The sequence below is a fragment of the Mycobacterium sp. IS-1742 genome (assembly GCF_001500125.1).
GTDB lineage: Bacteria > Actinomycetota > Actinomycetes > Mycobacteriales > Mycobacteriaceae > Mycobacterium.
In genome coordinates, this window is sequence record NZ_LQIV01000014.1 from 24,320 (window position 1) to 46,547 (window position 22,228).

14 protein-coding genes and 2 pseudogenes are annotated in these 22,228 nt (G+C 66.5%); 7 read left to right on the forward strand and 9 right to left on the reverse strand.

Going from position 1 to position 22,228, the window contains the following annotated elements; all coding sequences use genetic code 11:
- The first annotated feature begins 12 nt into the window (after positions 1-12).
- Both AU196_RS10930 and AU196_RS10935 read left to right on the forward strand, forming a co-directional pair.
- Positions 13-651: a DUF3159 domain-containing protein gene (locus tag AU196_RS10930; RefSeq protein WP_059095151.1), complete on the forward strand. Its 639-nt coding sequence runs from the start codon at positions 13-15 to the stop codon at positions 649-651.
- Between the two features lie 18 nt (positions 652-669).
- Positions 670-1,233: a hypothetical protein gene (locus tag AU196_RS10935; RefSeq protein ID WP_231737522.1), complete on the forward strand. Its 564-nt coding sequence runs from the start codon at positions 670-672 to the stop codon at positions 1,231-1,233.
- Here AU196_RS10935 and AU196_RS10940 read toward each other — a convergent pair.
- Complete coding sequence (locus AU196_RS10940; protein WP_059095096.1) at positions 1,230-2,246, reverse strand: CobW family GTP-binding protein; 1,017 nt, start codon at positions 2,244-2,246, stop codon at positions 1,230-1,232. The genes AU196_RS10935 and AU196_RS10940 overlap by 4 nt on opposite strands.
- A 130-nt stretch (positions 2,247-2,376) precedes the next feature.
- Between AU196_RS10940 and AU196_RS10945 the strand changes: the two genes are divergently transcribed.
- Positions 2,377-3,075, forward strand: a complete 699-nt coding sequence (locus AU196_RS10945; protein ID WP_059095153.1) for a cutinase family protein — start codon at positions 2,377-2,379, stop codon at positions 3,073-3,075.
- A gap of 4 nt (positions 3,076-3,079) precedes the next feature.
- Here the strand turns inward: AU196_RS10945 and nrfD are convergent, their stop codons facing one another.
- The 6 genes and pseudogenes from nrfD to AU196_RS10980 form a co-directional block, all read right to left on the reverse strand.
- Positions 3,080-4,027, reverse strand: a complete 948-nt coding sequence (gene nrfD / locus AU196_RS10950) for an NrfD/PsrC family molybdoenzyme membrane anchor subunit (protein WP_059095097.1) — start codon at positions 4,025-4,027, stop codon at positions 3,080-3,082.
- Positions 4,024-4,926, reverse strand: coding sequence for a 4Fe-4S dicluster domain-containing protein (locus AU196_RS10955; RefSeq protein ID WP_059095098.1), 903 nt, complete (start codon positions 4,924-4,926; stop codon positions 4,024-4,026). The genes nrfD and AU196_RS10955 overlap by 4 nt, the downstream gene beginning before the upstream one ends.
- A pseudogene (gene fdh / locus AU196_RS10960) lies at positions 4,923-8,183 on the reverse strand (formate dehydrogenase). The gene AU196_RS10955 and the pseudogene fdh overlap by 4 nt, the downstream one beginning before the upstream one ends.
- Before the next feature lie 70 nt (positions 8,184-8,253).
- Positions 8,254-9,600, reverse strand: coding sequence for a permease prefix domain 1-containing protein (locus tag AU196_RS10970; RefSeq protein WP_059095154.1), 1,347 nt, complete (start codon positions 9,598-9,600; stop codon positions 8,254-8,256).
- On the reverse strand, positions 9,600-9,956 hold the full coding sequence (locus AU196_RS10975; RefSeq protein WP_059095100.1) for a PadR family transcriptional regulator: 357 nt from the start codon (positions 9,954-9,956) through the stop codon (positions 9,600-9,602). The genes AU196_RS10970 and AU196_RS10975 overlap by 1 nt, the downstream gene beginning before the upstream one ends.
- A 71-nt stretch (positions 9,957-10,027) precedes the next feature.
- Positions 10,028-13,816, reverse strand: coding sequence for an NB-ARC domain-containing protein (locus AU196_RS10980; protein ID WP_157546230.1), 3,789 nt, complete (start codon positions 13,814-13,816; stop codon positions 10,028-10,030).
- A gap of 397 nt (positions 13,817-14,213) precedes the next feature.
- Here AU196_RS10980 and AU196_RS25100 point away from each other — a divergent pair, with 397 nt between their 5' ends.
- From AU196_RS25100 to AU196_RS25815, 4 genes and pseudogenes are all read left to right on the forward strand, one after another.
- Positions 14,214-15,329 (forward strand): toll/interleukin-1 receptor domain-containing protein, encoded by a 1,116-nt coding sequence (locus AU196_RS25100; protein ID WP_197415756.1) that lies wholly within the window; start codon positions 14,214-14,216, stop codon positions 15,327-15,329.
- Positions 15,330-15,456: 127 nt separating this feature from the next.
- Positions 15,457-16,080: pseudogene (locus AU196_RS26335) on the forward strand (DUF2510 domain-containing protein); the annotation flags it as partial.
- Between the two features lie 99 nt (positions 16,081-16,179).
- Positions 16,180-17,775, forward strand: coding sequence for a hypothetical protein (locus AU196_RS25105; RefSeq protein WP_231737524.1), 1,596 nt, complete (start codon positions 16,180-16,182; stop codon positions 17,773-17,775).
- Positions 17,776-17,911: 136 nt separating this feature from the next.
- Entirely contained in the window at positions 17,912-19,444 is a 1,533-nt protein-coding gene (locus AU196_RS25815; RefSeq protein WP_082695674.1) for a DUF2510 domain-containing protein, read from the forward strand.
- 13 nt (positions 19,445-19,457) lie between these two features.
- On the opposite strand, the gene AU196_RS10990 is transcribed toward AU196_RS25815, so the two are convergent.
- Both AU196_RS10990 and AU196_RS10995 read right to left on the reverse strand, forming a co-directional pair.
- The gene (locus tag AU196_RS10990) at positions 19,458-21,173 is read right to left on the reverse strand and encodes a potassium channel family protein (protein ID WP_059095103.1); all 1,716 of its coding nucleotides are present in this window, start codon (positions 21,171-21,173) and stop codon (positions 19,458-19,460) included.
- Between the two features lie 30 nt (positions 21,174-21,203).
- Complete coding sequence (locus tag AU196_RS10995) at positions 21,204-22,097, reverse strand: DUF4231 domain-containing protein (RefSeq protein ID WP_059095104.1); 894 nt, start codon at positions 22,095-22,097, stop codon at positions 21,204-21,206.
- Between the last annotated feature and the right edge of the window lie 131 nt (positions 22,098-22,228).

Sequence of the window (22,228 nt, forward strand, 5' to 3'; positions counted from 1 at the left end):
TACCCTCGGGCCATGTCCAGCCGGCCCGGTACGACGGATTCGGCGCCCCCGCTGCAGAGTCTGCTCGCCCGCGCGGGCGGAATCCGTGGACTGGTCTCCACCGCCCTGCCGGTCGCCGCCTTCGCCCCGACCTCGGCGGTCTCCGGACTGGTCCCCGCCATCGTGGCCGCGCTCGCCGCTGCGACCGTCGTCCTCGCGTGGCAACTGGCGCGCGGGGAGTCCGCCCGCCCGGCGGTGCTGGGCTTCGCCGCGGTGGCGCTGTGCGCGGCCGTCGCGTGGATCACCGGCCGCAGCAAGGACTTCTACCTGCCCGGCATCTGGATGTACCTCGGTCTGGCCGTCGTGTTCACGCTGTCGGTGGTGGTGCGCAGGCCCGCGGTCGGGGTGGTGTGGGCCTGGTTCACCGGCCGCGACGGCTCGTGGCGCGGTGTGCGGCGGGTCCGGCGGGTCTTCGACGCCGCGACGCTGATGATGGCCGCGGTGTCGTGGATGCGCTTCGGAGTGCAGTACCACCTGTACGACAGCGACCGGGAAGGCCTGCTGGCGGTGGCGCGGATCGCGATGGGCTGGCCGGTGTTCGTGGTGACCTCCACGGTGATCTACCTGTCGATCCGCACCGCCAACCGGGCGCTGACTGTCTCGGAGACCTAACGATCCAGTTGTGTCTCGGTGTCGGCCCTCGCCTCCGCCGGGTCCTACATGGTCGAGTGGACGGTGATGCCCACCTCCCGCTTCCTCATCCGTTGGTCCGTCGCCGCGGCGGCGGGTACGGCGCTGCTGAGTCTCGGCGCGCTGCCCGCCGCGGCCGCACCCGCCTCCGACGCGCAGGGTTTCGTCGACTCCACCGCCCGCTGCGCCTCGCCGAGCACCGCGGTGGCGTACGGCAGAACCGACAGCTCGCGCATCGCGTTGTGCAAATCGCCCGACGGCAAGTACCAGTACCGCGGGGTGCGGGTCCGTGACGGCGCCAAGCTGATCACCGCGGCGACGGCGACGGGCGACGGCGAGTACGTCGCCTCGAACAACGTGGCCACCTACACCGTCACCTCGGAGGCGCTGACCGTCACCATCGGCGACGACGTGGTCCGCGAGGAGACGATGCTGGAGTTCCACGGCCAGGCGGCCCCGAGCGCGCCGGCGTCGCCGGGTCCCGGGCCCGCACCCGCCAAACCCACACCGACCACTCCGCTCCCACCGCCGCTGCCCGCCGAGGCCGGGCACCGCGGCACCTAGACGCTGAGCCGTCGGTAGCGCTGCAGGCGGCGCAACCCCGCCGTCGGCACCGGACCGTCGCTCGGACGCAGCGCCGCCTCGACGCGCGCGCGGACCGCGTCGACGTCGAATCCGGTGCCGATCGCCACCAGGACGTTCGTGGCGCCCGGCGTCCCCGCCGCGACGTGCACGGACGGGCCGACGACGTTGACGACGTAGCGGCGCGCGCGCTCCCGGTAGCGGACCGCGACCGTGCCCTTGAGCCGGTACACCCCCGCGGGCGGCTCCTCGAGCAGGTCGAACAGCCCGCCGGGGTCGACGCAGCCCTCGCTGGTCGCCGTCACCGACACCGCGTGCACGTGATGGTGGGGTTCGTCGTCGGCGCCGTCGATCAGCAGTTCGCGGAAGGACAATTGACCGACGGGGGAGTCCGCGTCCGGCACGTCGTACAGCAGCGCCGGATCGACCCGGCCGCCGACGGCGCCGACGATGTGCGCCTCCGGATGCCGTTCGCGGACCCGGGCTTCGATGCGCTCGAGCGCGGCGGCGCGCTCGTCGTCGGGGATCTGGTCGAGTTTGTTGACCACCACCAGCGAGGCCGCCGAGTAGCGGGCGGGCGGCGCGCCGCCACGGTCGACGGTGTCGAAGTGCATGGCGGCGTCGATGACGTCGACCACACCGCCGGGCCGCACCCGGTCCACGCCGCTGAACCGGATGATCCGGGACACCGCGACGGGATCGGCCAGACCGCTCGCCTCGACGATGATCGCGTCCAGGCCCAGCTTCGGGTCGGCCAGCTTCTCGAGCGCGGCGTCGAGGCCGCCGTCGTCGGGCAGGCAGCATATGCAGCCACCGGCGATCGACGCCGGTTCGTCGACCTGGCCGGTCACCAGTGCGGCGTCGACGTTGAGTTCGCCGAAGTCGTTGATCACCACGCCGACCCGGGCATCGGGCGCCCGCAGCACGTGGTTGAGCAGGCTGGTCTTCCCGGCACCCAGGTAGCCGGTCAGCGCGATGACCGGGATTGCCGACACCGGACCCCTTTCCGCAGTGCTCATTCCGGTGCTCGTCCCCGGGCTCGCCGGAATTCTAGGCGTCGTCGTTGACACCGGTATTAGCATCGGTCTCCGGGTCGGGTGGTGACGCGCGACTGTGGGGGTGGGAGTGAACGTCTTCGGGACGTGGAGAGCTGTGCGCCGGCTGGCCGGGGCGACCGGTCTGGCGTGGGCGGCCGTGGTCGGCGGCGTCGTGCCCGCGGCGGCGGCGCAGCCGTGTCCGGACGTCGAGGTGATCTTCGCCCGCGGCACCGCCGAGGCACCGGGGGTCGGCGGGACGGGGCAGGCGTTCGTGGACTCGTTGCGCTCGCAGATCGGCTTCCGGACCCTCGGCGTGTACGGCGTCAACTATCCGGCCAGCAATGACTTCACGAACCCCAACTTCCCGAGCACCGTCGTCGACGGGATCCGGGACGCGACGAACCGGGTGCAGGTGATGTCGGTCATCTGCCCCAACACCCGCTTGGTGCTCGGCGGGTTCTCCCAGGGGGCGATGGTGTCGGGATTCGTCACCGGCGACGCGGTGCCCCAGGGGGTGACGCCCGCCCCGATGCCGCCGGCGCTGGCCCCGGACGTCGCCGACAACGTCGCCGCGGTCGTGCTGCTCGGCAAGCCGTCCGGGCCGTTCCTGCAGAAGTACGCGATGCCCCCGGTGGTCACCGGACCGCTGTACGCCGCCAGGACGATCGAACTGTGCGCGGCGGGTGACCCGGTCTGCGGCCCGGGCGGCAACACCACCGCGCACTCGTCGTATCCGGTCAACGGCATGGTCCACCAGGGGGCGGGGTTCGCCGCGACCCACCTGTGAGGCGTCAGCGGGCCCGCGCCGGTTCGCCGGCGGCGAGGCGTTCGCGCTGCGGCACCACGACGTACCTGGGGTCCTTGGTCGACTCCACCCCGGCCTCGAAGACGCCGAAGCGCTGCAGTGCGCTGCCGGCCAGAAGCGCCGCGCCCGACAGCGCCAGCGCCGCCCGGTTCCGGCCGACGACCGCCCCGGCCGCGCCGCCGACGGTGAGGATCTCCGAGAGCTGACGCAGCCGGTGCGCCCTGCCGGTGGTGTAGGCCTCGCCGACGACACCGAGCCGGTGCTCCATGGTCCGCGACGCGGCCACCTCGAGTGCCGCGCCCGCGACCGCCATCCGGCGCGCCGGGCCGGATTCGCCGAGCGGTGCCAGCAGCATGCCGAGCCCGCCGCCGCTGGCCGCCGCCGACCCGGTGAACACGAACGGCAGGTAGGGGTGTGCCTCGTTCCAGGCGGGAACGGCGGTGTGCGACAACAGGACCGCGGTGTAGGACGCGACTGCGGGCGCCACCGCCGCGGCCTCCAGTCCGGCGGGCCGCGCCGCCCAGCCCAGCAACCGGCCCACCCGGGTCCGCCGCAGGCGCGCGGGCATCAGTTCGGCCACGGCGGCCACCCCAGCGCCGGGCCCGTAGGCGCCGAGGACCCATGTGCCCATGCTCATCGGCGAGCTGGGTTTGGCGACCCGCAGCATGTGGTGGAACCGTTCGGGCCTGCCGAGGTCACCGATCAGGAAGTACATGCTCGCCAGCAGGCTCACCAGCGAGCCGATCCGCGAGACCCTCCGCAGGCCGGGCCGACCCGTCAGATCCGCGCCGGCGCCCAGCATCGCCGAGCCGGCCGACAGCCCGCCCGTGAACAGGTAGGCCGCGATCATCCAGTTCCACACCGGTGTCTTGAGGATCTGCCGCCCGTAATAGGACCGGAACTCGGCCTTCGGCACCGCCAACTGTTCCTTCACGAGCGCCTCGCGAACGCGGACACCGCGATGCCCACCAGGGCCGAGGCCGCCATCCCGGCGTAACGCCACATCGCGGCCGCGTCACGGGTGGGCACCACCGGATCCGGCGGCAGCCCATACACTTCCGGCTCGTCGAGCAGCAGGAAGAAGGCGCCGTCGCCGCCCACCCCGTCGTCGGGGTCGTGACCGTACAGCCGCGCCTCGGTCGCCCCGCGCTCGTGCAACTGCTCCACCCGCAACGCCGCGCGCTCCCGCAGTTCGTCGAGCGGGCCGAACTGGATCGAATCCGTCGGACACGCCTTGGCGCACGCCGGTTCGAGGCCGTCGTGCAGGCGGTCATAGCACAGCGTGCACTTCCACGCCCGGCCGTCACCTTCACGCCGCTCGATCACCCCGTACGGGCACCCCGACACGCAGTACCCGCAGCCGTTGCAGATGTCCTGCTGCACCACGACGGTGGAGAACTCGGTGCGGAACAGGGCCCCGGTCGGGCACACGTCCAGGCAGCCCGCGTGCGTGCAGTGCTTGCAGACGTCGGAGGCCATCAGCCACCGGAAGTCGGGCCGCTGCCCGACCATGTCGATCCCCGCGCCGCTGACATCGGGCATGCCCAGATCGACCGCTTCGCGTTGGGGGACCGGCTGTTCGATGAACGCCACGTGCCGCCACGAGTTCGCACCCAGGTTGCCGGTGTTGTCGAACGACATGCCCAGCAGGTTGAAGCCGTCCCCCTCTCCTGAGACGGGGACCTCGTTCCACTCCTTGCACGCGACCTCACAGGCCTTGCAGCCGATGCACACCGAGGTGTCGGTGAAGAATCCGACCCGTTCGGGGTGTTCGGAATAGCCCGCGTCACCGGCCGGATCCGCGAGTGGTCCGTAGAAACTGTTGCCGCTCATGGCGTCTCCTCGGTGTGCTCGGTCGACGCCTTCGTCGTGTCGAGGTCGGTGCCCGTGTCGATCGTGATGCGGGCTCGCTGTCGGTACATCGCGATGTACTCGAGCAGCGCGGTTCCGCGCGGGCGGCGCCCGGGCTGGATGTCGCACGTGGCGACCTTGCTCTCCTGGATGAACACGTTGGGGTCGGCGACCACACCGAGCAGGTCGTTCACCACGTCGCCGTCGACGAGCCCGGCGTTGCCCCAGTGGTAGGGCATCCAGATCTGGTGCACCACATGGTCGTCGATGCGCAGCGGACGCATCCGGTCGGTGACGAACACCCGGGCGTCCACGGCTGCCCGGCTGGTGATCACGTGCGCCTACTCCATGTGGGTCAGCCCGCGTTCGGCCGCCAACTGCGGGGACACCTCGACGAACAGGCCGGGCTGCAACTCGGCGAGGTAGGGGAGCTGACGGCTCATGCCGCCCGCGGTGTGGTGTTCGGTCAGCCGGGCCGCGGTGAACACGTACGGGAACACGTCGCCGTGCAGCTCCGGCGGCGACGGGTTCGACGGATTGTCAGCTCGCCCATAGACTTTGCGGGCAGGATTGCCCTGTTGGGCGTAGAGCGGGTTGCGCACAGGCGACTCGTGCGGCTCGTAGTGTGTGGGCAGCGGACCGTCGGCGACGCCGTTCGGCGCGAACAGCCACGCCTTGCCGTCGGCCTGCATGATGAACGGGTCGTCGCCGTGCAGTGCCTCCACGCCCACCGCTTCCGGCGCCGGCCGGTAGTCCGGCGGCTTCTTCTTCTCGAAGTCGGGTACGTCGTAGCCGGTCCACTCGCCGTTCGCCCCCATTTCCGGGTCCCACCAGACCAGCTTCTTGCGCTCGCTCCACGGCCGGCCCTGCGGGTCCGCTGACGCGCGGTTGTAGAGGACCCGCCGGTTCATCGGCCACGTCCAGCCCCACTCGTTCTCGTAGGGCCCCTGCTGATCGTGGGGTGTGCGGCGGGCCGCCTGGTTGACCTCGTCGGCGTACACGCCGCTGTAGATCCAGCAGCCGCTCAGGGTGCTGCCGTCGGCCTTGAGCGACATGTAGTCGTCCACCGCGCGGCCGGTCGTCAGGTCAACGCCGCTGATCCGCCGCAACACGTCCTCACCCGAGGGTTCGTCGCCGTCCATCGCGTAGTCCCAGAACAATTCGAGCAGCGGGCGGTCGCGCTCGTCGGTGGAACCGGCCAGTTTCTCCCGCAGGATGCGGCCCAGGTGATAGAAGAACCACAACTCCGACCGGGCGTCGCCCGGCGGTTCGACGGCCTTCTCGCGCCACTGCAGCATCCGCTGGGTCTGGGTGAACGTGCCGGCCTTCTCGACGTGGGAGGCGGCGGGGAACAGGAACACCTCGGTGCGGCACGTCTCGGGGGTGATCTCGCCCGTCTCGATCTCGGGCCCGTTCTTCCAGAAGGTGGCGCTCTCGATCTCGACGAGGTCGCGCACCACCAGCCAGTCCAGGTTTGCCATACCCAGCCGCTGCAGGCGGCCGTGCGCCGACCCGACCGCGGGATTCTGCCCCAGCAGGAAGTAGCCGAACACCTTGCCGTCGACCATGTCCATCACGGTGCGATAGGTGCCGTGGTCGCCGCTGATCCGCGGCAGGTAGTCGAAACAGAAATCGTTGTCGGCTCGTGCGTGATCGCCCCAGTACTCCTTGAGCAGCGACACCATGTAGGCATCGGCGTTGTGCCAGAAGCCCTTCTGGTTGCGGCTCTTCACGTCGTCGATGTAGTCGGCCAGCGTCTCCTGACCGGCCTTCGGCATGGCCAGGTAGCCGGGCAGCAGGTTGAACAGCGTCGGCACGTCCGTCGAACCCTGGATGCTCGCGTGGCCGCGCAGCGCGAACACCCCACCGCCGGGACGACCGATGTTGCCGAGCAGCAACTGGATGATGGCGCCGGCGCGGATGAACTGGGCGCCCATCGTGTGCTGGGTCCACCCGACGCTGTAGACCAGCGCAGCAGTCCGTTCGCGTCCCGAGTTCTCGGCCCACTTGCTCGCCACCTCGAGGAACTGTTCGGCGGGCACACCGCACACCCGCTCGACCATCTCCGGGGTGTAGCGGGCGTAGTGCCGTTTGAGGATCTGGTAGACGCAGCGCGGGTGCTGCAGCGTCGGATCGGACGGGATGGCACCCGCCCCGCCCTCGACCGGCGGACCGCCGGACCCGGACTCGTAGGCCGCGCTCTGCTCCTTCGCCTCGGCGCCGCCTTCCTCGGGGTCGGTCGTCTCGTACTGCCACGTCGACGGGTCGTAGGACGCGGTCTCGTCGTCGTAGCCGGAGAACAGACCGTCGAGATCCTCGGCGTCGCTGAACCGTTCGTCGACGAGGAACGACGCGTTGGTGTATGCGGTGACGTACTCCCGGAAGTCCAGGCCGTTGCTCAGGATGTGGTTGATGACCCCGCCGAGGAACGCGATGTCGCTACCGGCGCGCAGCGACACGTGCCGGTCGGCCAGTGCGCTGGTGCGGGTGAACCGCGGGTCGATGTGCACGACCTCGGTGCCGCGGTTCTTCGCCTCGACCACCCACTGGAACCCGACCGGATGGGCCTCGGCCATGTTGGACCCCATGATGACGATGAAGTCCGAGTTGACGAGATCCTGCTGATAGTCCGTCGCCCCGCCGCGACCGAAGGAGGCTCCCAGACCGGGAACCGTTGCGCTGTGTCAAATACGCGCCTGGTTCTCGATCTGGAGCGCCCCCAGGGCGGTGAAGAGTTTCTTGATCAGGTAGTTCTCTTCGTTGTCGAGCGTCGCGCCACCGAGGCTCGCGACTCCCATGGTGCGGCGCAGCGTGTTCCGGTCGGCGTCGAACTGCTGCCAGCCCTTCTCGCGCGCGTCGAGCAGGCGGTCGGCGACCATGTCCATCGCCGTGTCGAGGTCGAGGTCCTGCCACTCGGTCGCGTACGGCGGCCGGTACTTGACCCTGGTCAGGCGCTGGGGGCCGGTGACCAGCTGCTTGCTGGCAGAACCCTTGGGGCACAGGCGGCCCCGCGAGATCGGACTGTCCGGATTGCCCTCGATCTGGACGACCTTCTCGTCTTTGACGTACACCTTCTGCGCGCATCCCACGGCGCAGAACGGGCAGACGGAGTGGGCGACGTGGTCGGCCTCGGCGGTACGGGGCGTCAGTGTCAGCGAGCGCCCGGACTGCGCGGCCTTACCGCGGCCCAGCGCGTCGTCACCGGTGAGCTGCCGGTACACCGGCCACGACGCGATCAGCTTCCTGACGTCCACACCGTCCTCCTCGAGTGGGCTGGCGATACCCGAAGGGTCTCCGATCAAACCACTTCTACACGAACTCGAACACCGGCGGGATCACGGTGACCGCGACCGCCGCCCACACACCGAACACGGGAAGGTAGCGCGTCTGCCAGCGTTCGGCGCTGGTGAACGGCACGCGGCCGCGCAGGAATCCGGCGAGCAGGCGCGCCGACCACGTCAGGTTCACCAGCAGGACCAGGTTCAGCCCCAGTGCGGTCACCTTGTTCGGGGTGACCCCGAACTCGGCGATCCGGGTGAGCATGGCGACGAGCATGAGCAGATCGACCGCCAGCGCGCTGAGCACGAGGACGAGTTGCAGGCGGTCGAACAGGTCGGCCGGGGCCTGCGGGTCACGCGCGGAGATCGCGTACAGGACGAGCCCGAGGACCAGCACCAGGATCAGGTCCATCAGGATCAACAGGTTGCGGTCGACGCCCACCACGCTGCCGGCTGCCGCGAACGCGACGAGCAGCACCAGCAGCATGAGGATGGTCAGCGGGGTGAACACCCGGGTGAGGACGGGCGCGATGTTCTCCACCACGTTCTGTTTCGCCTCCACCAGCCAGGCGGCGACGACGACGGCGCCCGCCGCGCCGAACGGCAGCACCCAGCTCTCGATCACCCACTCGATGTCCATGCCCAGCGCGTCGAACGCGCCGACGGTCAGCGCGACGAGGACACCGCCGCCGATCCCGAGCAACGCCAGGTAGACGATCCATTCGCCGGTGAACCGGAGGAAGTCCATGCGGCGGCGGTCGGATCGCCACCGGCCTCCCACATAGGCCAGCCCGACCACGAACCACAGCACGATCGGCGTATGGATCACCGCGATCACCTCGGTCGCGCCCTCCGGGCGGAAGGGGTAGCCGTTGAGCACGGCCCCGGCCAATGCGAATGGCAGCAGCAGTGCCGCGGCACCGCGCGGCGGCATCCGGCGCTTCCAGGCGAAGTACGCGGTCAGGAAGGGGAGGACGAACAGTGCGGCGTTGCGGGCGAACGCCTGTTCGCCCAGTAGGGCCGAGCCGACCTTGACCGCGACGGCGGCACCGACCGCCAGCGCGAGCACCACCCACAGTTCGCGGGTCGGGTGAGCGTCGGCGCTGTCCGGGGCGGCGGGCATCAGCACGAGTTGTTTCCACAGCCGGTCGGAGTGCTCGTGCGCGAATTCGCGGGAGATGCCGTGCGTGTTGCCCATGCGCTTGACCGCGACGAGGAACGCCTCGTCGCTCATCAGCCCCGCCGCGGCGAGGTCCGAGATCTGGCTGCGCAGATGGTCTTCCATCTCGTCGGCGTCGGCGGCCGAGATCGACTGATGACGCTCGACGTATCCGCGCCACTGGGCGATCTGCGATTCCAGCGCGGTGTCGGCGTCCATCACGACCACCCCTCGACGAGCGGCGGGCGGGCGTCGCGCCACACCTGGTTCAGCGCGTCGACCGCGACGGTCCACTGACTCCGCCGTTCCGCCAGCATCTCTCGGCCCGCATCGGTGATCGCGTAGTGCTTGCGGCGACGCCCGGTCTCGGAGACCCCCCACGACGCGGACACGTAACCGAGCCGTTCGAGCCGGTGCAGCAGGGGATACAGCATCCCGTCGGTCCACTGCATGCGTCCGCCGGACAGGTCGTGGACGCGTTTGATGATCGCGTAGCCGTAGGACTCGCCCTCGGCGAGGATGCCGAGGACGAGCGGTGTCGCGGTGGCCGCGACGAGGTCCTTGTCGATATGCATAGCGCCTCTACCCTAGCAGCGCTATGTATGGGTTGTTCAGTGTTCAGTGTTCAGTGTTCAGTGTTCAGTGTTCAGTGTTCGCGTGGAGCGCCGTCGCCGGCTGCCGAGGCAAGGTCACTCGCGAATCCAGGTACGTTCAGAATCGCCCAATGGCGCCCAGCCGCAATCGCGAGCATGTCGCGCCGCCATGACATCGGCCCGGAACATGCGACCGGCAGCGTCATCACAGGTCGAGCCGAGTGCGCTTCCCAGATGCGGATCGTCCCGTCGCCGCCTGCGGTGGCCAGCAGCGTGCCGTCGGTATTGAAGGCGACTCCCCACACTTGTCCGGTGTGACCGGACAGTTCGTGCCGCAGGCCTCCGCTCGCCAGGTCCCATATGCGTGCCTTACCGTCTTCAGCGGCTGTGGCCAGGTGTTGATCGTCCGGGCTGAACACCACGTCCCATATTGCGCCGGTGTGGTCCCCGAGCGACATCTGTTCGACCCGCCGATCAATGTGCCATACCCGGGCGCTCCCGAAATCACCTCCGGTGGCCATCCGCCGCCCGTCGAAACTCAGCCCTACCTCCCACACTCGACCTCGGTGGCCGTTCAGACGGCACAACTCCTGTCCCGTGTCGCTGTCCCAGAGACGAACCGTCGAATCCTCACTGACCGTGATCACCTGACGTCCATCGCGGCTGAACTTCACGTCCCATACCTGTCCGGTGTGTCCGGTCAGCGTCACGAGCAGCGCCCCGGTGCAGGCGTCGAACACCCGTGCGGTCCGGTCCTCTCCGGAGCTGGCGATGCGGCGTTCGTCGGGACTCCACGCGACACCCCAGACCGCGGCATCGTGGCCACCGAACGCGCGCAACTCCTCTCCGCTGCCCGTCTCGAACATTCGGACAGTCCCGTCGCCAACGGCGACCAGCAGTCGTGTGTTGGCGGCGTCGAGCGCGACATCATGCGCAGTACTGGGAAGACGTGGCACCGTGTCGGGCGAACTACTGACGGACCAGATTCGGGCGGTACCGTCGCCTCCGCACGTGGCGAGCTGACGCGCATCGGCGCTGAACGTCACCCCGTGCACCGTGCTCGAGTGGCCGTTGAGCGCGAGCAGCTGTGCGCCGGTTCGGGCATCCCAGACTCGCGCGGACCCGTCGTCGCTGCCCGTTGCCGCGAGCTGTCCGTCGGCGCTGAAGGCAACCGACCAGACCGCGTTGGCATGACCGCTCAACAGCATCGTCGTCATGCCGGCTGCGATGTCCCACACCCGGGCGGTTCCGTCGTCGCTCCCGGTCAGGATCTGGGATCCGTCTGGGCTGAAGGTGATCGCGCGCACCTGTGCGGTGTGGTCAGAACCGGTGGGACACGGCTTGCCGGTGCCGCTGTCCCACATGCACACGAGCGGGCGGCTGGCGCCATCGGCGTCGATGCCACCACCCGCGGCGGCGACGCGGTGGCCGTCGGGGTCGAAGGCGATGTCCCACAACGGTCGTCCGACATTCAGCGTTCGTAGGTGCTGCCCTGTCGTGACGTCCCACAGTTTTGCACTGCCGTCTTCGCCACAGGTCGCCAACCGGTTGCCGTCCCGGCTGAACGCAACACCCCACACCTCACCGGAGTGCGCCTCCAAAATGTGCAGGAGGCGACCGTTCTCAGTTGTCCAGATGCGAGCGGTTCCGTCCTCGCTCGCGGTGGCCACTCGTGTCTCATCCCGGCTGACCGCCAGCTTCCACACGCGCCCGGTGTGGCCGGCGAGTGTGCGTAGGATCTGTCCGCTCCTGATGTCCCACACGACCGCGTTGGCATCTTCGCTGCACGTGACAAGGCCGCGTCCGTTGCTCAGAAATCTGACCGCCCATGCCTCGCTGGTGTGGCCGCGCAGCGTCTGCTTCAAGCCAGGGCTGGGAACGGGTAGCGCGCCGCTCCTGAGGCGTCGACGTTGCCGATGCCGAAGCCCGAGGACGTCCGCCCAGGCGGTGAGGCTGACACCCAAGCCCGCGTCAGCGTCTGCGGTGTCGAACAACCCGCCATGCCGCAACACTCCACGCAGCAAGCTCAGCGGCGCGTCATCGGCCACATCGGTCACCTCACACACTGTTCCGACGTCTTGGCCGGCGGCTGCTGCCCCTTCTCGTCGGATCCGTAGTTCCAGCCAACCCAGATCCGAGACCAGATCCCACAGGGACTTCCGGTTGAGGCCTGCCCGACATGCGTGCCACACCAGACGATCCCACAAGTATGGGATCTCCTCGATCAGCGCGGACCAGCCATGATGGCGTAAACCGGAGGCCAGTTCCCACAGACGAAGGTGGACGTCGCTGGTCGGCGCTTGACTCTGGAGGATGAGGAAGTCGTGCACGTGGTCGTGCAGTGTCACGTCCCCGTTCGCGTATGCAGCCAGGTTTTTGGCCACGAGAGTTCGGACCAACCGCTGAGCGTCCTCCGCAGTGGTGTTCCACATCCTCGCCAGTAGGTCGACTGGGATGGCGGCGTCAGCCGGGAAGGCTCCGAGCGACGATGCGAGGCTGCGGTCTGCGGCATCCATCGTGTCGAGAGCCACGTAGAGCGCCTTGTGGGCGGACGATGCGTCATCGCCTTGGCCGAATCGTTCGGCCAAGCCATCGAGGCGTGCGAGCACCGGCGCCCAGGAACCTTCTGCGTCCGCCGTCGCCGCGAACACCGCCAGCGCCAGACGCAGACCGCCCGCGGCGTCGAGAACGGCGGCTCGGTCGTGGGGGTCGCCAGGCACACCGCTGGGTCCCTGCTCGAGAAAGAGTGTGGCTTGGTCAGGTTCGAGTCGTGGTACATGGATGACAGCAGCACCGTCCGGTAGCGCCTCGACGAACCGTGTGGTGAAGAGGAGTCTCGAGTGATCCACTCCCGCGGTGGCGAAGGCCCGTGCCTGCCAGGGGTGCCACACGTCGTCGATCACGATCAACGCAGTCCGCCCCGCGAGCGCCTCACCGAGTTGTTTTGCGCCATCGGATATGTCGGTCGGCGGTGACTGACCGCCTCCGAACGACGTCAGCAGATCGACTTGAAGGCGGCGCACATCCTCGCTTGTCGCGAACTCGCCGACGGTAAGCCAGTAGACACCGTCGTGAAATCGGGGCGCAGACCTCCGAGCGATCGCTGCGGCCAGAACGGACTTTCCTGTCCCACCCTCACCGAGGAGGCCACAGGTTCTGCCCTGCAAGCCATCCGCGACGGCCCGCGTGAACGCGACCAGTTGGTCGGGCTCCCTGAAGTGTTCGGGCAGGTCCGGGACGTCGTTGAGCGCTCCGTCGGTGTCAGAAGCGATGTCAGGCTCCGCGATACCCTCGCCCGTGGATGGCTGCCCCGACACCGTCCGTTCCGTTGGAGCCGTTACGGGCGGCGTGACTCGCGGGCATCGCATGCGGGCATGCTCGCCGACGAGGTTCGAAAGCCGAGTCAGAATCGTGTCACGCATTGCCGGTCGGGATTTGACCAGTAGTTCCCGCTGGATGTCGTTGACGAAGTTGCGCTTCCGTAGGGGATCGTCATCGTCGAGCGCGTTGTACGCCAGGAGAAATATCTGAAAGGACGGGTCTCGCTCCCGGCAAGCTTTCACCGTCGGCCATTCGTACGTTTGGATATAGTCGGATGCGTACCAACTGTCGCTGACCAGGACGATGGCGCCGGCGGCATTGCGCAACGCCTCGAGAATCTTCGGCGTGAATTCTTCCCACATGTCCAGGTTGCGGACATCGCGCCAGACCTCCAATTCACCGCGCGCCCTCCGCGGTTGGAGCTTCCTTTCGATCTTTTCGGCAAACCCCCGCTGCTCACGCGAATAGCACACGAAGTAGTACGGGAGCTCGGCCGTATGCGAGGACAAACTCGTGCTCATTTGCCGCCCCTTGCGGATCAAGCTGGATGGTCAGCGCGAAGTGTCGATCAGCGAGCGAGCCCAGGTTGCGTACCGCGGGCGGAATCAGGCGAACCCGCTGCCTGGATCGTCGACTATTCAAATATTGGTGACACTGGTCAATTGACCATGAGAAGCCTAGCCTCGTAACGAATGCATGTGTAGCCGGATGCAATGGCAGAAGGTGGGGATTCATACAAAGGGGGCATTTGGCATAGCGAGTAATCGAGGTCGCCTGGCAGGGGTGGGCGCCGATCGTCTCGGTCACGCCTAACATCCTTTCGATAGCCTGTGTAGTCGAAGCCCACAACGGTGTGATGAATGCGCGCACACCACGTTGAATCGGCTTTCGCGGCGGCCTGCTTGGATCGGGGACAGAGTGGCTAAGACATTCATTTCGTACGCGCGGCGAGACAAAGCGGACGTCGATCAGTTGGTCGCGCATTTGCACCTCCTGGGCAATTCCCCATGGGTGGACTCCTCCCTGCGAGGCGGCCAGCAATGGTGGGACGAGATACTCCGGCAGATCGCCGCTTGCGACGTCTTCATCGCGACGGTCTCTCGCTCGGCGCTCGAATCGTCGGCGTGTCAACGAGAATTCGACTGGGCCGAGGCCCTTCATAAACCAGTACTACCCGTTGCCCTCGAACCACTGCCCAAGGCGCTCCCGCGCCGCTTTTCGATGCGACACATCGTCGACTATTCCGACTCTGGGGCCCGTGATCGTGCCGCTCTGTCCCTGGCGGGCGGTATCGGCGCCTTGCCGGCGGCACCGTCGTTACCAAGGCCGCTTCCTAAACCGCCCGCGGCACCGTTGTCGTACATCACTGATCTGGTCGATCTGCTCTACCGAAACACGTCATTGAACCATGAGCAGCAGCGTCACATCGTGCAGCGAATCGGCCCCGCACTTCAGTCATCCGACGCAGAAGAACGGCAAGCCGGCAAGGACATTCTTCGAATGCTGAGCAGCCGCAGCGATCTGTATGCGGATGTGGATCGAACGATCTCTCAGCTGACAGGTCGACAACCAGAACAATCGCACCGACCGTGGGAAGACCGGCGCGCCGACGCCTCACCGAGTCATGCGGTCAACGCGCCCGTGCGCAGCCGAAATGAGCACCACAGCCGCGCGAGCAATGTGCCGAAAGATCCTCATCGGCCGAAGCCGCACGGTGGACAACCCGATTCACGCCGCCGAGGGGTTTTCTGGGCGGTCGCTGCGGCGGGCGCTGTTCTCGCGGCGACGCTCACCCTGACTGTCCTGGGGCTCGACCAGACGGAAGGCGGAAGCGGTGACGTCACCGACACGACCGCTGTTCCGCCGCCTGGGTGGTACAACGGCAGTGATCCTGGCGGTGGAACAGCCGAATCCACCGATCCTTCTTCGTCTCCCGTTACCACTCCGCCGACGACCGATCCCATCCCGGTTGACCCGGGCATCGGCCCGTCAGGGCCCGACGAACCCAGTATCGCAACGGATTCCGGCGGTTGATGATGCCTGTGCGCACGTTCTGGCCGGCCCGCCCACATGCGGTTCGTGTAGCCGGCTACTCACCCACAGCACGTGTCAGCGACCGAAACTCGGTCGGATCGTGGACGGGCGGGGGAAGGAAAGAAAGATGAGTCGGTCATCCTTCGGACGGTCGTCGTTCAATCGATCGTCCTTCAATCGGGCGTCAACCCAGCGGAGGCTGGAGAAGCAGCGACGCGATCAACAGCGACGCGATCAACAACAACGTTCGGACAGACAGGGTAAAACAGCGCCGCCTACCGCGCCCCCACCTTTCAAGGACGGCTGGGGAGCACCCGACCCAGCCGATGTGGACAGCCCGCATGCGACGTGGGAGGAAGGCACACCAGCCGGAGCGGTTGCGCCGAAGAACATCGAGTCGACCAAACCAACATTGTCGGGGACGACGAAGCGCACCGGACGCACGGGCGGTGGCAGCGCGCTCGGCCGTGGCGACAGACGAGGTGGATGGCGGGCCCTCCTCCGGAGCCTCGGATTCAGACAACGCCCGGCGAGCTCACAATCGCCGGCGGCGGCTTCTCAGCCATCGGCTCGACCGCCCCGACAAAGGGTGACGATCGGACAGGAGCAAGTAAGGACGCCCGGAGCGCAAACGCGCGAACAGAGGCGGGGCCCGTTCCGGCCGCCTCGACGGTTGCCGAATGCGGGCTGGTATGCGGACCCGTCCCGTCGAGCGCCGCTGCGGTGGTGGGACGGCAAGGGCTGGACCGGCCGAACCGCGAACGGCCGGGGTGAGAGAGCGTCGGATGACCTCGGCCGGCCGGCCGAGTCGAGCGTTCCTCCGCGGCGCGGCGACAACAATGGCCGCGGGATGCCGATTGAGACACCCACTTCCGGCGGCCGGCTCAAGCCAAAGGCCGAACGATTGCGTAACCGCATTCCAAACCGGCAGAAAGTGGTGCGATCGAACGATGCGGGCGCGCCCGCCGAGACTGCGCGACCACCTCAAGTCACTCAATCGGCGAACCACGGACCGCAGAGTGCGGACCCAAACGCACCGACCCTGTACGGGCGCGGCATACGTTCGTACCTCTCAGGGCGGACACGCCGGGACCAGCGCGCGGGCCGGACGGACGACGACATCAAAGCGATGCTGACGGCAAAAACAGGGAAGAGTTTCAACGATCTGGTCTTGAAGGAGTATGGGCCGGTTCCGCCCGACAAGGTGGACCCGCTGGAGCTGGAAGCACGGATGATCGAGAAGGGCGAGATCAGGCCGGTTTACAGCGAGACCGAAGATCGCTCTCGCCCGCCACGTAAGACGGTCATCGACGAAGTCTCCGTTCCTCATCCCTATATGGCGGGAAGGCGAGTCACGGAAACGCGAGTCGGTCCCGAAGATCAAGTCGACGCTGCCAAAGAGCAGGGGTTACAGGACGCAAGAGACGAGTTCCTCGGCGGTATGGCAGCCGGACTGGCTGGGATGCGCAGCGCGACTCCGTCGCGACGCAATGCACCTGCATCGCCGGACAAGCCCCCCACCGCCGGCCTGCCGCGTACTGCTCCCCGATCCGGTGTCGACCCGAACCCGAAAGCCCCTCGCCGCGGCGTCCGTCCCAGGGATCGTTCAGCCGGTGACAAACCGGCGAACGACAATATGGTGCCTCGGCCGGGTGGCGTACCGGCGGCCGGGAAGGCGGATCAACGCGGACCTGCGAACGACAATCACGTTCCGCCGAGCACAGGTGCCCTCAGCCCTCAGCCGACGGAAGTCGAGGTTCAACGCACGGGCACGGATGACATGGGCAGTACCCCGACACGTTCGCGGTCACGCGCGACGTCGGCCATCAGGGGGGTAGTTCGTGAGTTGCGACCGAAGGTCGTCAGACCACCTCTCGCGCAACAAGGTTCGGACATTCCGGGACGACCGGCAGGATCTCGGCCGCAACCATCCCGTGTGTTCAAGTTCCTGGGGCGGCGCCCACAGATTCCCCCGTCGCCTAGACCGCGGCCGCCGATGCCGCCGACGCCGGCGAACTCGCCCACTCAACGTCGAACCAAGGTAGAGGTGAGGGCGACGTATGTACACGATCGCTACGGTGAGTCCGTGGTCGGCGGACGTCTAAGCTCGAAGTCCTTTGTACTGACCAGAAAATCGAAGCTTGATTCGAGGGTGGCCGACCACTTCGATCCGCGAACGAAGACGCTCTATGAGTTCAACACCACCCCATGGAGCAAAGTCCCACAGGATGTACTTCGAGAAAAGGTCAACTTCAAAATCCAACAGGTGGGCAAAGATCTGCAACTGAAAAGGGAAAGGAAGATTCGCTCGGCCGTCTGGTACGGAACTGAACCTCTGCCTGCTACTGGGGAAGCAGAGCGCCTTCGCCGAGCGCTGAAAGACGCCGGGATCGAATATAGGGTCGCGCCTTTACCAGCGGATCTGACGAAGTTCTCTCCGCGCTAGGAGAAGCCGAATGATGCGGGGATCAATGGACCGCTCCCGCGGCAGGCAGCCCCAGCCGAACGAACTGATGCATGCCCACGGCCTTGTAGCGGCACTTGTCTGCAGTTCCCATTGCTCGACACAGTGAGGTGTACCCATGAGTCGGTCATCCTTCGGACGGTCATCCTTCGGACGGTCGTCGTTCAATCGATCGTCCTTCAATCGGGCGTCAACCCAGCGGAGGCTGGAGAAGCAGCGACGCGATCAACAGCGACGCGATCAACAACGACGCGATCAACAACGACGCGATCAACAACGCCGAGCCGACTCACAGACGGCGCCGGCGTCGGGTACGCCGAAGCCCTCGCTCTGGTCTCGGATCACAGGACGCGCGAAGGAGTCGAACACCGGTCGCCCGATTGCGAACAAGGTGCCCCGCCCCGCCCCCGGGTGGTACGCCGATCCGTCGCGCCGAGCACCGATGCGATGGTGGAACGGTTCGCGTTGGACCGAGAACGTTCGCAGAAACCCCCCGCCGGCCCCCAAATCCACGACGCATCCACCTGAACAAATCCGGGTCACTCGAGTTGAGCCCAGACCTCACTCTGCGACTGCCCAAGCGCACGGTGGAAGCCAGCGGCCCGGCGGATGGCTGCGCACTGCGTCACGAGTCACCACGCCCGCCAGGAAGAGGCAGAACGGCACACCTAACGGTGGGTATCAATCCGGCCGCGAACCCGACAATCCGCTGAATCTGCCGCATGAGTCTGTGGATATGCCCTGGAGAGGCAAAGGAGCAGGTGTGTCTTCCAGCGAACTGGGCTTCGCGCGGGACCATCGTATGTTCTGGCGTGTATGGAGGGACAAGTACAAGTCCATGGGCGCCTTGAGTAAGAAGAATCTCCGCAGGATCGAAGCGGGGAAGTCCCCGATCGTCGACCGCGCCTGGATCTCGAAGTACCCGCAGCACAAGGGCTTCAAGGGGCAGACATTGGATCATCACCATGTGGGTCAGGGTGGCGCAACGGTTCCCGTCCCGAGAGGTCTTCATCAGAAACACTCCGTGCTTCATCCAGCACGTCAGGTCGTGGCGACGCCGAAAGGTCAGGTCAACCCCCTCAATCCTCCGCAGACACGGGCGGAGAACAGCGCCAACGTGGCGCGTCACTTCCCTGGTAGGAAGCCACCGAACATAGGGAAGATCCCACCGAACTCCCCGATTGCGGCTGAGCAGAATCCCGTACCCGTGCCACCAACGCCAAGCCCGGTCAGCGGTCTACGCTCCGCGAAGATCGCACCTGCGCGCACGGGCTCCTCACCTGCCATAGCGAAGCTGCGGCCACGGGGCGGTGGAACGGGCTTCCTACGCGCCGTCGGCAGGACCGCCGGCGTTCTATCGGTTGTGACACAGACAGTCGACGTCTACAAGATGTGGAAGCACGGCGCCTGGGAAACTCCCGTCGGCACCCTTGTGCACGACGAACGGAAATACACTCGCCACGTCTTCGAGACGTGCTACGGCGAGAACATCGACAACTACGAAGGGAAAGTTGTCGATGACGGCAGCGGCGTGAAGTTCTTGGTACGCGACGGATTAATCTACGAATGGGACGACAAAGCGCAGAAGGCACGTGACCGAACACCTCTGCGTCGCGACGGGGAGCCGTGGCGTGAGCGGCCCGAAGCCTGAAACCGACCGCCGCTCAGATGTTGTCGGCCTCGACATGGCGTACGCGAGCAAGTTCGGGCGCCCGCACGAGTTGCAGTCCGGCCGAGGCGAGCAGTCCAGGAATATCTCGCACGAAGGCACGGTTCATTTCGGCGATCTCACCGGGAAGCTCGTCGAACGGAACCATGTGAACGTCACCGCTGTCAGTTCGTTCGTCCTTGGATGGTCGAGATCTTCGCTCGTCTCGCCACCGATCGTGCTCCATGGCCGCGAGCGTCTCTACTTCCGAGGCGCTCAGTTCGAACTGCGATGCGGCCCAGTCGCGTAACGGCGTCACCTCACACCCGATAGCGCGCAACTTGACCGGTATGTGCCGTGCCTGTGCGCGACTGGACTCGCGTCCTGCTTTGTCCGCTTCCGACCACGGTGGTGCGGTCACGCCCCTGGCCGCGGTTTCAGTCCGCCAACGCCGGTGGATCGCCTCGGCGATCGTCTCGAACGAACCGCCCTCAACCAAGCCGACAGAACAACTGCGTTCGAGGGTCGGAAAGACGTGAATGTTGTACGCACCGGCGTGCCGGGCGTCGTCGAGCAGTCCTGCCACCCCGTCAGTTCGGTCCAGTGCGACGACCACGGGCACGCCGTCGTCGAGCTCATATCGCAATCTCAGCGCTGTGGTCAACCCGTCTTGGTCTCGATACGCCGCGACATAGGCCCGAGACGGGGGTGGTATCGCAGGACTGTCGGCTTCTCGCCCGCTGATGATGAACCTACACACATGCCCAAGCGCGGGATGCGTACTCAGGAGTGCGCTGATGCGGTCGGCCGCCATCTCATCGACAACGCTGACAATGAGCGATTGGTGGTCCCCCCTGTGTGTTTCGAACCACGCTTGTGCGGCGTGATAAACCACCCAGGAACCGAGGGCGTTGAGATCGGCGACGATGATATGCACTGAACTGCGGTCGGTATCGATCGGAACGTCCCGCAGCATCAACCGCGCTCCGATCTCCTCGGTGTTAAAGAAGTCCAGCGTCGACGAGGCGCCGGCGCGGCGTGCTTCGTGGACGCGCAACAACACACACAGCTCGGGGTCTCCCACCCGCGCGAGGCATCTCAATCGGCCGCGGCGCCTCGCCGCACTCAAACGCCTCGCAACAGCGACTATCTCAGCGTTCAGCGCGTCGTCTGGTGTCACGGCGAGTAGTCGTGCGGCTCGATGCACCCCTGCGGCCTGCAGTACGCGGGGTAGCCGTGCGTCCCCCACCACTACCGGCACCCCTAATGCGCGGCACAATTCGATGTGTGGGTTGGCAGCGTCGATGTCGACTGCCACCACTTTGGTACCGGTGCCGTCGAGCTCGCGGAGGAATGTCGCGCCGATATACCCGAGGCCACAGATGATCACGTGCCCCCGCATATGCGTCGCGCGCATCTGTTGGAGACGATCGCGGAACAGCAGGGTCAGTGCCTCCAACCCGGCGTATCCCGCGACGGCAGGGCCCAAGAATCGAGCAATGTCCAAGGCCAGCGGGAGGTGCGGATCCAACGGTGCGTAGGTCAAGAACGTCCTGAGGCTCCAGTAGATTGCATCGCTTGCCGCCGGCGGAGTCCCGTCAGCGTTCGTGAAGTACTGCCAGTAGCCCACGCAGCCCAGTACGAATGCGGTGAGTGCAGCCACTACCAAGATATGCCAGCGATAATTCAACGCAGCGCTGGCAATGTGCTGAGCCATGGCCTTCGCGGTCATAGATAACACCTCCGTCGGCGTGCGGGCGGGTCAGGGACGACGGGCGGGGATACCGAGAGTTGCACGCCACAGATGGTGCTCGTGCGTGATCACCTGCTCGGCCTCGTCCACCAGGTCCGGCCACCGTCTTTCATCGACGGCGGACTCGACCACCGATGCGACGGCTGCCAACTCCTGACTTGTACTGCCGTACACGGATGCAAGCCGTTCGTACTGTTTGGCCTGCAACCAGGTAGCGGCTGCTGCCGCCGCTGTGGCGAAGATTCCCAGCAGGTCGACGGTGATGAAACCGGCGGCTTTGCACGCGGCACCGATGAGGCCGACAAACTCGAACGCGACCGCAGCCGTCATCCAACGATGCGCTCTCGATGCGTTGAGCGCGGCGTTGGCCGAATACCACGTGTGCTGCCTGCCAATCCGGTCCCGCAGATACACATCCCGACGCATCTCGAAATCCAGGTCGCGTACCTCGTGCATCGCAGGCGAGATCTGGCGGTCGCCGACGACCGATTCGACAACCATGTCGGTGTGTTCTTGCCACACGTCCTTCAACTTGGACAGGAACCTGGCATCGACGTCAGTCACGCCCGTCTCGAAGGGAGCTCCGTGCGCCATATAGCGCCAACTGAGTGTCTTGGCGTGCTCGGCGACCGCCCGACCTTGATGCCAAACTCGGTCCTGCCGCCGGAGGGCGAGCACGAGCTCGGCAGCCAGTGAAATTGCAAAGGCAACAAAGGCGACAGCTCCACCCATGTTGATTGGGCCGACGATCCAAACAATGGCACCACCGACTGCAGCAATGAGGAACCCGTACAAGCGGATTTTGAACCAACCGAGGTAACTTCGCTGCGCGGCTGACGACAGGGTGTCGACACTGCGATAGACGGACGGAAAATCATCGGGGTCGTTGACGGCAGTGTTCACTGCGCTTACCTCACGTCGACTGCTTCTTCCCGATCGATTGTCACTGACAAACTGCGGAACCGCTGCCGGAGCGCAATACCGGTGTGTTGCTCGTCAATTCTGTGAGAATCAGGGTTGGACCGGCAGGACGC

Bases quoted from the DNA above. Each gene is read 5' to 3' on its own strand.
- AU196_RS10930 (WP_059095151.1), top strand. From the start codon at position 13: ATGTCCAGCCGGCCCGGTACGACGGATTCGGCGCCCCCGCTGCAGAGT.
- AU196_RS10955 (WP_059095098.1), bottom strand. From the start codon at position 4,926: ATGAGCGGCAACAGTTTCTACGGACCACTCGCGGATCCGGCCGGTGAC.
- AU196_RS10970 (WP_059095154.1), bottom strand. From the start codon at position 9,600: ATGGACGCCGACACCGCGCTGGAATCGCAGATCGCCCAGTGGCGCGGA.
- AU196_RS10975 (WP_059095100.1), bottom strand. From the start codon at position 9,956: ATGCATATCGACAAGGACCTCGTCGCGGCCACCGCGACACCGCTCGTC.
- AU196_RS10980 (WP_157546230.1), bottom strand. From the start codon at position 13,816: ATGAGCACGAGTTTGTCCTCGCATACGGCCGAGCTCCCGTACTACTTC.
- AU196_RS25105 (WP_231737524.1), top strand. From the start codon at position 16,180: ATGCCGATTGAGACACCCACTTCCGGCGGCCGGCTCAAGCCAAAGGCC.
- AU196_RS25815 (WP_082695674.1), top strand. From the start codon at position 17,912: ATGAGTCGGTCATCCTTCGGACGGTCATCCTTCGGACGGTCGTCGTTC.
- AU196_RS10990 (WP_059095103.1), bottom strand. From the start codon at position 21,173: ATGACCGCGAAGGCCATGGCTCAGCACATTGCCAGCGCTGCGTTGAAT.